Here is a 12,844-nt window from a genome sequence, read left to right on the forward strand (position 1 = left end):
GTCACATTCGGACCCCCTCCAGGGCTCGCAGTGGTGAGCGCACCCAGGGAGGAATGGCATGTCCGAGAGGACCGAGAGCGCCACGCAGGTGTTCGTCGACCATCGCGAGCTGCTCTTCGCGATCGTCTACAACATCCTCGGCAGCGTCGCCGACACCGAGGACGTCCTCCAGGAGGCCTGGCTGTCATGGACGGGCCGTGCCCGGCGGGCACCGCTGGACGCGATCACCAACCCGCGCGCCTACCTCGTACGGATCGCCGTGAACCACGCGCTCGCGCGCCGCGCCGCGATCACCCGGCGCCGTGAGACGTATGTGGGGCCCTGGCTGCCGGAGCCGCTGCTCGACGAAGCGGGTCCCGACGACTCGACCGACCGCACCTTGCGAACCGAGTCGGTGTCGCTGGCGATGCTGGTGGTCCTCGAGTCGCTCACCCCGCTGGAGCGGGCGGTCTTCGTCCTCAACGAGGTGTTCGGCTACGCGCACACCGAGATCGCGGAGGTCATCGAGCGCAGTCCGGCGGCGGTGCGCCAGCTCGCGCACCGGGCGCGGGAGCACGTGCACGCCCGCCGCCCGCTCTACCGGGCCCATCCCCGTGTCCGCCGCCAGGCGACCGAGCGTTTCGTCGAGGCGGCGCTGGGCGGGGACATCGCGGCGCTGATGGAGATCCTCGCGCCGGACGTGACCGTGTGGACGGACGGCGGCGGCAAGGGGCCGGCGGGGCTGCGGCCGGTGCGCGGCCGGGACAAGGCGGCCCGGCTCTTCGCCGGTTACGCCGCCCGGCGCGGTGCCGGCCTCGACATCCGCTACCGGCGGGTCAACGGCGACGACTCCGCGGTGCTCTTCGCGGGCGAGTCGCCGTACGCGGTCATGGTCATGGACCTCACCCCGGACGGCGAGCAGGTGTCCGACGTCTACATCGTCACCAACCCCGAGAAGCTCGCGCGCGTACGACGGTCCGAGGAGACCGACGCGACCGAGGAGGAGCACGCATGACGGACACCGTGACCGCGTCGGGGAAGACGTCCTCCGGTGAGCGACTCGCCGACTGGTTCGACGGCCGTCTCGGCCTCCACACCCTCGGCAGGCGGTATCTGCGCAAGGTCTTCCCGGACCACTGGTCCTTCCTGCTCGGCGAGATCTGCCTGTACAGCTTCCTGGTGCTGGTCCTCACCGGGGTGTATCTGACGCTGTTCTTCCATCCGTCCATGAACGAGGTGACGTACCACGGCGGTTATGTCCCGCTGAACGGCATCCGCATGTCGGAGGCGTACGCGTCGACGCTCGCCATCAGTTTCGACGTGCGCGGCGGGCTGCTGATCCGGCAGATCCACCACTGGGCCGCGCTGATCTTCCTGGCGGCGATGCTGACGCACATGATGCGGCACTTCTTCACGGGTTCGTTCCGCAGACCCCGTGAGGTGAACTGGGTGTTCGGCTGGACACTGCTGCTCCTCGGCATGTTCGAGGGCCTGTTCGGCTACTCGCTGCCGGACGACCTGCTGTCCGGGACGGGACTGCGGTTCGTGGACGGCGTACTGCTGTCGGTGCCGGTGGTCGGCACGTATCTGTCGTTCTTCCTGTTCGGCGGGGAGTTCCCCGGCCATGACATCGTGTCCCGTTTCTACTCCCTGCACGTCCTGCTGATCCCGGGGATCATGGCGGCGCTCGTCGTCGCGCATCTGATCCTCGTCGTGTACCACAAGCACACCCAGTTCGGGGGGCCGGGAAAGACCGAACGCAACGTCGTGGGAACGCCGTTCCTGCCGGTGTACCTGGCGAAGGCGGGCGGTTTCCTCTTCCTGGTGTCCGGCGTCATCACGCTGATCGCGGCCGTCGCGACCGTCAACCCGGTCTGGGCGTACGGCCCTTACCGTGCGGATCAGGTGTCGACGGGTGCCCAGCCGGACTGGTACCTGGGCTTCGCGGAGGGTCTGGTTCGTGTCATGCCGGGCTGGGAGATCGATGTCGCGGGGCACACCCTGGTGCTCGGTGTGCTCGTCCCCGTCGTGGTCTTCCCCCTGCTCCTGGTCGCCATCGGCGTGTACCCGTTCGTGGAGGCCCGGTTCACGGGGGACCGCCGCGAGCACCATCTCCTGGACCGTCCGCGCAACCGGCCGGTGCGTACGGCGATCGGGGCGGCGTGGATCAGTGTGTATCTGATCCTGCTCGCCGGCGGCGGCAACGACATCGTGGCGACCCGCCTGCATCTGTCCATCAACAGCGTGACCTGGGCCGTGCGGATCTCCCTGTTCGTCGTCCCGGTCCTCGTCTTCACGGTGACGCGCCGCCTCTGTCTGGGCCTGCGGCAGCGCGACCGCGAGTTGGTGACCCACGGCCGTGCGACCGGCGTGATCACTCGCCTGCCGCACGGCGAGTACGTCGAGGCGCACCGCCCGCTCGGACCGGCCGAACTCCACACGCTGACCGAGCACGAGCATCGCGACCGCTCAGACCACCGGGACCTCCAGCCGGCTGATGCGCAGCCCGCCGTCGGCGGCTCCGGGGTGACCGCTGGTCAGGAGGATCCGCAGCCGTGATCCGCGTACCCGGTCGAAGGTGATCACGGTCGGGACGTCGGACGCGGTGGCCCAGTCGACGGCCGTTCCCTTCACCGGCACGTAGCGCTCACCGTCCCACACCGAGACCTCGGCCGAGGTGGGGAGGGCGTGCGTCGCGTCGACGGTGAAGGAGACCTCGACGCGGTCGACGGCACGCGGGCGCGCCCAGGTGACCGATACCCAGTCCGCGGGGCGGGCACCGCTGAAGGCGGGCAGCAGGGCCGTGGCCGACTTGAAGAAGGAGTTGGACCAGCCGGTGGCCGCGTCACCGTCGAGCATGGCGGCGGGCAGGGAGTCCGGGCGCCCCGAGTAGCCGGCGTCCGCGAACGGGTAGGCGGGGGCGCCCGGTCCCAGGTCGGGTTCGAAGCGTGCGGCCGGGGTGGTCGCCCTCGTGCGTGCCGTGGTGACGGGCACGGAGAGGGTGGCGCTCCGCAGCCCCTCGGAGCGGGCCGTCACCCGCAGTGTTCCCGGGTGCGTGCCGCTGCGGACGATCGCGAGGGCCTTGCCGTGGAAAGCCGTCCGGGTGCTCGCCTGATAGCGCTCGGCGCTCTCCTCCTGGCCGTTGTCGAGACCGGCGAGCGAACCGCCGTGGGCCTCGAACGCGATCAGGTGCTGGGCGTCGGGCACTACCACGCCCCGGGTGTCGACCACCTCGGCGGTGACGAACAGCAGTGAACGGCCGTCCGCCGGCGCCGACTTGCGGTCCGCGGTGAGGCGCACCCGGTGCGGCGGGCCGGCGGTGCGCAGCACGTCGGTGGCGACGGTCCGGCCGCCGCGGCGGGCCACCGCCTTCAACTCCCCCGGAGCGTAGGGCACGTTCCAGGTGAGGTGGAGTCTGCCCGCGCTGCCGTTCGGACTGGTGTAGCTGCCCGGATAGGGGCCGGAGGTGAACGTCTTGTCGTCGCCTGTCGCCTCGGTGGTCTCCAGGTACGTACGGCCGTCGACGGTCCGCTTCGTGTCGAACCTCCGTATGCCGAGGGACTTTCCGTTGAGGAAGAGCTCCACGGTGTCGACGTTCGCGTACGCCCACACCTGGACCGTGTCGCCGGCCTCGTGGTTCCAGGTCATGGGCACCAGATGGACCATGGGCTCGCTCACCCACTGGCTCCGGAACAGGTGGTACATGTCCTTGGGGAAGCCCGCGGTGTCGACGGCGCCGAAGAAGGACGCCTTGACCGGGAAGACGTCGTAGGGCGTCGGTTCGCCGATGTAGTCGATCCCCGACCAGAGGAACTGGCCCGCGAACCACTTCCGGTCCCGGTCCTTCTTGTGGCCGTACTCGCCGCTCATCGTCCAGGAGGCGAGGTTGTTGTCGTACGAGGAGGTCGCGCGTCGGCCCGGAGTGTGGTTCTCGCCGGTGTTGAGGTGCTCCGGCTCCTGGTAGGTGCCGCGCGTGGAGGTCTCGGAGGAGGACTCCGACTCGAAGAGGAAGAGGTGCGGGTAGGCGGCGTGCAGCGCGTCGACCGACTGGGCGGTGTTGTAGTTGAGGCCGAGCCCGTCGAGTTTGGCGAGCATGAGGTCGGCCGCGGAGCCCTTGGCGGGCACGCGGCGGTACTTGTCGGAGCCGATGACCAGGGGGCGGGTGTCGTCCGCGGCCCTGATGGCGCCGATGACACGGTCGGCCATGGCCAGTCCGGCGGTGGAGGTGGAGTCGGGGATCTCGTTGCCGATGGACCACAGGACCACGGCTGGCGAGTTGCGGGCCGCGAGGACCATCTCGGTGGCGTCCCTCTCGCACCACTCGTCGAAGAAGCGGCCGTAGTCGTACCGCGTCTTGCCGGTCCGCCAGCAGTCGAAGGCCTCCACCATCATCACGATGCCGAGTTCCTCGCAGACCTGGATCATCTGCGGCGAGGGCGGGTTGTGGGAGGTGCGGAAGGCGTTGACGCCCATCGACTTCATGACGGTCATCTGCCGGCGGACGGCGTCGACGCTGATCGCGGCGCCGAGGGCGCCCTGGTCGTGATGGAGGTCGACGCCCTTGATCTTGGCGTGGGTGCCGTTGAGGTGGAAGCCCTCGTCCGGGTCGAAGCGGAACGAGCGGATACCGAAGGACGTGCGGAAGGTGTCGACGGTCGTACCGCCGGCGCGCAGTTCGGTCTCCAGGGTGTAGCGGTGGTCGGGGGTCTCGAAGTCCCACAACCTCGGTCGCTCGACGATGAGTTCGTGGGTCTCGTCGGCGCGGTCGCCGACCGTCGCGGTGGTGGACGTGCGGGCCGCGGTGCGGCCGTCGGGGTCGACGATCGTCGAGATCACCTGGACCTCGGCCGTGGCGCCGGTCTGGTTGACCACGCTCGTCCGGGCGCGGACGAGCGCCCGCCGCACGGTGATGTCAGGCGTCGTGACGTGGGTGCCCCAGCGCTCGACGTGCACCGGTTCGGTGACCACGAGACGGGCCTCGCGGTAGATGCCGCTGCCCGAGTACCAGCGGCTGCTGGGGAGTTGGTTGTGGACCTTGACCGCGATGACGTTGGTGGTGCTGCCGTCCGTGTGCAGCAGGCCGGTGAGGTCGAGGGCGAACCCCGTGTATCCGTAGGGGTGGTGACCGGCCTCGGTGCCGTTGCAGTAGACGTACGAGTCCATGTAGACGCCGTCGAACTCCACCGAGATCCGCTTGCCGGCGAGGGCGGGCGGCAGGGTGAACGCGATGCGGTACCAGCCGAGGCCGCCCGGGAAGAACCCGGTGCCGCTGGTGGTGCCGTGCTCCGTGGTGGGGGTCTGCTCGATGCTCCAGTCGTGCGGGACGGCCACCTCGCGCCAGGCCGAGTCGTCGTGACCGGGCTGCGCCGCGTCCTCGTACGCCCCGGTCGGGTCGGTGATCCCGCCCGGATCGACCAGGGCGAAGCGCCAGCCGTCGCGGAGTTCGACGATGCTGCGGCCCATCGGGGGCCCGGACGAGGCCGCCCGGGCGTCGGCGGCACCCACGAACGCTCCGGCCGTGGGTGCGGCGGTTCCTGCGATCAATAACGACCTTCGAGTGACCGTCAACGCGGCTCTCCCTCATCAGGACCCACAACTCATCACAACTGATCGTGAACAAACAGATTCTGACGGGCTGACACACGCGGCCGTCAAGGGGCGGGCACCCACTTCCGCCCCGGGTGCCACATCGGCCGGAATACGTCGCACCGATGCGCTCCCGGGCGGCTCGTGCGCGGGGTGCGCGACGCGCCCGCGCACTAGGCTGAGACCCCAGTGACGCGTGTTCACCGCGAGTGGCCGTAAGGGAGTGGCGACGATGACCCCGGTCCACCCCCTCGACGAGGCCGCCACGGCGCGGGCTGTGATCGGCGCCGACGGCACCCTGATCCGGTGGAGCGAGGGGGCCCGCCGTCTGCTGGGCCACGCTCCGCAGGACGTCGAGGGCCGCCCCGCCTCCGGCCTGCTCGCCGACCGCGCGGACCTGCCGGGCGAACCGCCCGGCAGCCGCTGGAACGGCACCGTCGTCCTGCGCCACCGCGACGGCCACGCCCTCCCCGTGTGGCTGCTGGCCCACCGCCGACAGTCGCCGGACGGCGGCCCGGTGAGCTGGCTGGTGGTCACACCACTGGAATCCCGGGGCCCGCGCGAGCCCGGAGACCCGCTGACCGAGGCGATGCCGCTGCAGTCCCCGTGCCCGGTCGCGGTCTACGACGAGCGGCTGCGTCTGTTCGCGGTGAACGACGCCATGGCCGACCTCATCGGCCTCCCCGAAGCCCGCATCCAGGGCCTGCGGATGTCCGAGATCGGCGGCAAGCAGGAGAGCGAGCACCTGGAGACCCAGCTGCACGACGTCCTCGTCTCCGGAGTCGGACGCGACGTCGAGACGTACCTGCGAGCGGGCGGCGAGTACCGCGCGCACGCCTGGCTGGCCCGGATCGCCCCGCTGACCGACGCCGACGGCAAGGTCGTGGGGGTGTGTCTGGCCGCGCACGACTTCAGCGAGCACTACCTCGCCCGGGAACGCCTACAACTGGTCAACGAGGCCGGCCTGCGCATCGGCACCTCCCTCGACGTCACCCGAACGGCCCAGGAGCTCGCCGACGTCTGCGTGCCCGTGCTGGCCGACTTCGTCAGCGTCGACCTGCTGGACCCGCCGGAGCACGGGGGCGAACCCCCGGTCGGACCGCCGCTCACGCCGGTCGCACTGCGCCGCGCCGCCCACCGGTCGGTGCGCCCCGGCTCCCCCGAGGCCGTGCTCAAGCCCGGCCAGGTGGACGTCTACCCCGCCGCCTCACCGCAGGCCGACTCGCTGGCGGCCGGCCGGACGATCATGGCGTCCGACGGCACCGCCGCCCTGACGGAGTGGCTCTCCTGGGACGCCCGGCGGGCCGAACGCGCCGCGGAGTACGGACTCCACGCCCTCATGTGCGTACCGATCACGGCCCGGGGCCAGACCCTCGGAGTCGCCGTCCTCACCCGCTCCCGGCGCCCCGACCCCTTCACCGCCGACGACGTGCTGCTCGCCGAGGAGGTGACGGCCAGGGCCGCTGTCTGCATCGACAACGCCCGGCGCTACTCCCGAGAGCGCGAGACCGCGCTCTCCCTGCAACGCAGCCTGCTGCCCCGGACACTGCCGCGCACGGCCGCCCTGGAGGCCGCCTCCCGTTATCTTCCCGCCGCACGGGCCGGGGTGGGCGGCGACTGGTTCGACGTGATCCCGCTGTCCGGGATGCGGGTGGCGGTGGTCGTCGGAGACGTCGTCGGCCACGGCGTCCAGGCGTCCGCGACCATGGGCCGGCTGCGCACGGCCGTCCGGACACTCGCCGACATCGACCTCGCCCCGGACGAACTGCTCACCCACCTGGACGACCTCGTCGTACGGCTGTCCGCGGAGGCCGGCTCGGAGGACACCACGGGCGAAGTCGGCGCGACCTGCCTCTACGCGGTGTACGACCCGGTCACACGGCGCTGCACGCTCGCGCGGGCCGGCCATCCACCGCCCGTCATGCTCCCGCCGGGCGGCCCTGCCCGGCAGATCGACCTTCCCGCGGGACCACCGCTCGGGCTGGGCGGGCTGCCCTTCGAGTCCGTCGAACTCGCCCTGCCCGAGGGCACCGTGCTCGCCCTCTACACCGACGGCCTGGTGGACACCCGCGAACGCGACGCCGACATCAACCGCGACCTGCTGTGCGACGCGCTGGAGCGGTCGGCCGACTCGCTGGACGGGGCCTGCCACGCGATCCTCCAGGCCCTGCTGCCCGCCGGCGGCGCCCCGGACGACGTGGCCCTGCTGCTCGCCCGGACCCACGGGCTGCCGTCCTCGCAGGTGGCGACCTGGAACATTCCCGCCGACCCGGCCCTGGTGGCGCCGATCCGCGGCCAGGTCGTGGAGCAGCTCGACCGCTGGGAACTCAGCCGGGCGACGTTCACGGTGGAACTCGTGGTGAGCGAGCTGGTCACCAACGCGATCCGGTACGGCGAGTCACCCATCAGGCTGCGGCTCATCCACGACGCGGACACGTTGATCTGCGAGGTCTCCGACAGCAGCCACACCGCGCCGCATCTGCGCCGGGCCAGGACCTTCGACGAGGGCGGCCGCGGCCTGCTGCTGGTCGCCCAGCTCACCCGACGCTGGGGCAGCAGGCACACGACCGACGGAAAGACGATCTGGGCGGAGCTGAGCCTCCTCCCGGAGGTCTGAGAAGCCCGGGAGGGCTTGAAGGGCGCCGGAGGTCCGAAAAACCCCGGAGGTCCGACCCGCCGCCGGAGGTGCGACGCGTTCCCGGAGGTCTGACCGCGTCCCGTCGGGGCAGGTGGTGCGGCATCTGATGTGATGGACGGGCACCCGACCGTGCCCTGGAGGACCGAACCCTGAACACCCCGTTCGCCGAAACACTTTCCGTCGTGCTGCTCGCCGCCGTGCTCGTCTGCGCGGTGGTACGGCCGTTCGGCTGGCCCGAGGCGGTCGTCGCGGTCCCGGCCGCGCTGCTGGTGATGGCCACCGGCGCGATCTCCTGGGAGCACGCCCGCGAGGAGGCTGCACACCTCGGGCCGGTGATCGGCTTCCTGGCGGCCGTACTGGTGCTCGCCCGGTTCTGTGACGACGAGGGCCTCTTCCACGCGTGCGGCGCCTGGATGGCGCGCTGGGCCGCGGGTCGGCCCCGGCGCCTGCTCACCGCCGTCTTCGCGCTCGCCTCCGCGATCACCGCGGTGCTCAGCCTCGACGCCACCATCGTGCTGCTCACGCCCGTCGTCTTCGCCACCGCGGCCAGGATGGGCGCGCGCCCCAAACCACACGTGTACGCCTGCACGCACCTGTCGAACACGGCCTCGCTGCTGCTCCCCGTCTCCAACCTCACCAACCTGCTGGCGTTCACCGCGAGCGGGTTGAGCTTCACCCGGTTCGCCGCGCTGATGGTCCTTCCGTGGCTGGTCGCGATCGGCGCGGAGTACGTGGTCTTCCGGCGCTTCTTCGCCCGCGACCTGGCCGCCGCCGCTCCGCAGCCCACCCTCGAGGAGCCGCCGGAGCTCCCGCTGTTCGCGCTGGTCACGGTGGGATGCACGCTGGCCGGTTTCGTCGTCGCCTCCGCGGTCGGGATCGATCCGGCGTGGTCGGCGGCGGCCGGGGCGCTGGTGCTCGCCGTCCGGGCGATGGTGCGTGGGCGCGCCACCGTGCTCACCGTGGTCCGGGCCACCGCCCCGGCCTTCCTGGCCTTCGTCCTCGCCCTGGGCGTCGTCGTCCGCGCGGTGGTCGACAACGGACTCTCCGACGCCCTCGGCCGGATCCTGCCGGACGGCAGCGGGCTGCCCGCGCTGCTCGGGATCGCGGCGCTCGCCGCCGTGCTGGCCAATCTGATCAACAACCTGCCCGCGGTCCTGGTGCTGCTGCCGCTCGCCGCCACGTCCGGCTCCGGCGCGGTGCTGGCCGTCCTGCTCGGTGTCAACATCGGCCCCAACCTCACCTACGCCGGTTCCCTGGCGACCCTGCTGTGGCGGCGTATCGTCCACCAGCACGAACACGGCGTAGACCTCAAGGAGTTCACCCGGCTCGGCCTGATCGCCGTGCCGGCCGCGCTGGTCCCCGCCGTACTGGCACTGTGGACCTCGCTCCACGTCATCGGAGGCTGAACGGAGGACGTTGCCCATGCGGGTGATCGCCTGGCTCGTCGAAGGGACCTGGCCGGCATGTGTGGACGCGGTGCGCGAGCACGCGCCGCGGGCGTCGGAGGTCGTGCTGCTGCACGTCAGCGAGCCGGGGGTGCCCGGTCTGGCGCACGGCGCCTTCGCCGGACTGCTCGGCCGCGGGCACCGGGAACGCGACCCGGAGGTTCTGCTGGAGGATCTCGGCGCCTCCTCCGCCGTACGGCTGCTCGACGCGGCGGCCGAGCGCCTGGGCCGCCCGTGCGACCGTCTGGAGCGCGCCGGCCGCGCCGAACGGGAGGTGGTCGCCGCCTCCGACGGCGCCGATCTGCTCGTGCTGGCCCGTGACGGCGACCGGGCCCGACTGGGCCCGCACAGTCTGGGCCCGGCCGGACGGTTCGTCGTCGACCACGCGCCCTGTCCGGTCCTGCTGGTCTGGCCGGAGCCGGCGCCGGACGTCACGACCTTGCCCCCGCCTCCCCCGCACCACCCTTAGGGCCTGTCGTTCGGGTCAGGCGGCGGGACGCGGGCGCTCGACCGAGCACCACGCTCCGCCGCCTCCGGTCCGAAGGACAGGCCATGGCCGTACCACGGCGGAAGGCCCCGGCCAGGTCCCGTACCGCTGCCGGAAGGCCAGGCGGAAGCGGGGGGCCGGTGCATCCGGAGACGCGGGCCACCCGCTCCACCGGAAGCCCGGTGACCTCCACCAGGCCTCGGCCCGCCGTCTCCCGTCCGGCGGGCGTCGGCGGGCGTCAACGGGCGTCGGCGGGCGTCAGCGGGCGTCGGCGGGCGTCAGCGGGCGTCGGCGGGCGTCAGCCGGAACGCCGACCCGATACGTTCGAGGCCCCGGGAGGGCCGCACGACGCACACCCCGTCCGCGACGGCGTACGGCCCGGCCACCGGTCCCAGGAGGGCCTGATCCGGCAGTGGGTCCACCAGAACGCCCAGTGGCCGGCGCCCGGTTCGACGCCATGGCGATGCGGTACGCCGGGTCCCAGCACCACCAGGCCGCCCGCGCCGGCCCATTTCCCGTCGCTGTCGCTCTTGTGCGCGTACAGCCGGACGCGTTCGTCTCCGTTGGTCCTGGACCGGCCACCGCTCTCCTTCGGCGCCGCGAGGAGGTGCTCGTCGCACTGCCGGTCGTCCGGACTGATATTCGGGCTTCTGGCGTCGCCTTGGGATACGACGATGCGGCGGGCGGCGGCACGCACCCGTTCCTCCGGACGCCGTAGACGTCGTCTCACTTGATGAGGCCGCGGCGCGGGCCTCGCGGTGTCGCCTCCATCACCATTGACGGGAGCGCGCTCGAACAACCCAACTCTTCCACCGAATTGGCCAAGACAGTGCCAGGCCGCCGGGAATTGCCGTCCGTTGCGGTGACCGCCATCTGGCGTTCATACCTGTCCCACCGCTCCGGTCGACCGTGCTTCCTAGCGTCCATGAGTGCGCGCACCGCTGACCTGCCGCAGCCCCCTTCAGGTTCGGAGCGCTGCTGTCCGGTCGGTGTGCGACTGCACCCGATGACGCGAAAGGCCCCTGGAATGTCCGAAGAACCCAAGCAAACCAGAATCTCTCGTCGCAACGCCCTCGGCCTGTTCGGCGCGACGGTGTCCGGCGCCGCCGCCGGGCCGCTGGTCCTGGGCGCCGGAACCGCCGAGGCGGTCCCGGCGCAGTCGGAGGTCACCGGTCTCGCCACCGGCTCGGCCACCACCCCCGTCCAGGGCCTGCACCTGACCTTCGGCGCCGACCCACGCAGCCAGATGGTCGTCTCGTGGGTCACCGACGCGGCCGTCAAGAACCCTCGGGTCGTTTACGGCACGCTGAGTGGCGGCTTCGGCTCCACAGCGCACGCGACGACGAAGACCTACGTGGACGGCACCTCCGGGCGGTCCGTCTGGGTCCATCACGCGCTGATAGGCAAGCTCAAGGCCGACACCGACTACCTGTACGCGGCCCAGCACGACGGCGCCACCCCTGACGCCGGCACCTTCCACACGGCGCCGTCCGGCCGAGCCCCGTTCACCTTCACCAGCTTCGGCGACCAGGGTGCGCCCAGCGTGACGTGGAAGACCGGAGCGAACCCGGCCGACGCCTCGGGCCGGGACTTCGAGCCCAACGCCACGCCCGCCGCCGCCGACATCGTCACCGGCATCGAGAAGGTCGGCCCGCTGTTCCACCTCCTCAACGGTGACCTCTGCTACGCCAACACCGGGCCCGACCGCATCCGCGTCTGGCGCGACTTCCTCGCCAACAACAGCCGCTCGGCGCGATTCCGTCCGTGGATGCCGGCCGCGGGCAACCACGAGATCGAGCTGGGCAACGGCAAGCTCGGTCTCGACGCGTACCAGACCTACTTCGAGCTGCCCTCGACCGAGACCCAGCCCGAACTCGACAACCTCTGGTACTCCTTCACGGTCGGCGCGGTGAAGGTGATCTCCCTGCAGAACGACGACATCGCCCTGCAGGAGGGCGGCGACATCTACATCAACGGCTACTCCGGTGGTCGGCAGCTCGCCTGGCTGGAGAAGGAGCTCAAGTCGGCACGGGCTTCGAAGGACATCGACTGGATCGTCATCTGCATGCACCAGGTGATGATCAGCTCGGCGACCGCCGCGAACGGCGCCGATCTCGCGCTGCGCGCGGCGTACGGTCCGCTGTTCGACAAGTACGGCGTCGACCTGGTGGTCTGTGGCCACGAGCACGACTACGAGCGCTCGTTGGCGGTGCGCGGCGTCGTCCCCGGCAGCGTCACCCTCACACCCAACCCGAGTCAGACCGCACTCGACGTGATCGAGAGCGAGCACGGCACCACCCACATGGTCCTCGGCGGTGGCGGCGTGTCCGGCATCACCAACAACAGCTTCACCACCGACGACGCCGACGGTCACGGGCATCACTCCGCATACGTCCAGACGCAGCACGTCGGGAAGTTCAACTCGGTCAAGGAGAAGGAGACGGCGGTCTGGATCGGCGTCCGTGACGCGGAGCATCCGTACGGCTTCGCCGAGTTCGCCGTCGACCCGGGCCGTCACCCCGGTGACATGACCCGCATCCACGTCACCTACTACAACATCATCACGCCCACGGGTGAGCTGTCGGTCTTCGAGAAGTTCACGCTCCAACGCCGTCGCAGTGACGGCGGCCACGGCCGGCACTGACCCGGCGCGACCGGCAGCGGTGGCCGGCGACGCCTGGGCCCGGGACATCGTCCCGGGCCCAGGCG

The 12,844-nt window shown here is 71.3% G+C and carries 7 protein-coding genes; 6 read left to right on the forward strand and 1 reads right to left on the reverse strand.

The features are described from left to right. The first annotated feature begins 58 nt into the window (after positions 1-58). Together sigJ and ACFVTC_RS21680 are read left to right on the forward strand one after the other, a co-directional pair. Positions 59-994 (forward strand): RNA polymerase sigma factor SigJ, encoded by a 936-nt coding sequence (gene sigJ, locus ACFVTC_RS21675; protein WP_390129324.1) that lies wholly within the window; start codon positions 59-61, stop codon positions 992-994. Next, positions 991-2,538 carry a cytochrome bc complex cytochrome b subunit gene (locus tag ACFVTC_RS21680; RefSeq protein ID WP_390129326.1) on the forward strand — a complete coding sequence of 516 codons (1,548 nt, stop codon included), beginning with the start codon at positions 991-993 and terminating at the stop codon, positions 2,536-2,538. Before sigJ ends, ACFVTC_RS21680 begins: the two co-directional genes overlap by 4 nt. Here the strand turns inward: ACFVTC_RS21680 and ACFVTC_RS21685 are convergent. Beyond that, positions 2,449-5,547 carry a glycoside hydrolase family 2 TIM barrel-domain containing protein gene (locus ACFVTC_RS21685; RefSeq protein ID WP_390129329.1) on the reverse strand — a complete coding sequence of 1,033 codons (3,099 nt, stop codon included), beginning with the start codon at positions 5,545-5,547 and terminating at the stop codon, positions 2,449-2,451. The genes ACFVTC_RS21680 and ACFVTC_RS21685 overlap by 90 nt on opposite strands. A 250-nt stretch (positions 5,548-5,797) precedes the next feature. Here ACFVTC_RS21685 and ACFVTC_RS21690 point away from each other — a divergent pair, with 250 nt between their 5' ends. The 4 genes from ACFVTC_RS21690 (at position 5,798) to ACFVTC_RS21705 (ending at position 12,779) form a co-directional block, all read left to right on the forward strand. Next, complete coding sequence (locus ACFVTC_RS21690; protein ID WP_390129332.1) at positions 5,798-8,182, forward strand: SpoIIE family protein phosphatase; 2,385 nt, start codon at positions 5,798-5,800, stop codon at positions 8,180-8,182. 170 nt (positions 8,183-8,352) lie between these two features. Continuing rightward, positions 8,353-9,609 carry an arsenic transporter gene (locus tag ACFVTC_RS21695; RefSeq protein ID WP_390129353.1) on the forward strand — a complete coding sequence of 419 codons (1,257 nt, stop codon included), beginning with the start codon at positions 8,353-8,355 and terminating at the stop codon, positions 9,607-9,609. Positions 9,610-9,625: 16 nt separating this feature from the next. Beyond that, positions 9,626-10,117, forward strand: a complete 492-nt coding sequence (locus tag ACFVTC_RS21700; protein ID WP_390129334.1) for a universal stress protein — start codon at positions 9,626-9,628, stop codon at positions 10,115-10,117. A 1,045-nt stretch (positions 10,118-11,162) separates the two neighbouring features. After that, positions 11,163-12,779: a purple acid phosphatase family protein gene (locus ACFVTC_RS21705; RefSeq protein ID WP_390129336.1), complete on the forward strand. Its 1,617-nt coding sequence runs from the start codon at positions 11,163-11,165 to the stop codon at positions 12,777-12,779. Positions 12,780-12,844 lie beyond the last annotated feature (65 nt).

This window comes from Streptomyces sp. NPDC057950, from assembly GCF_042887295.1.
Classification (GTDB): Bacteria; Actinomycetota; Actinomycetes; order Streptomycetales; family Streptomycetaceae; genus Streptomyces; species Streptomyces kaempferi.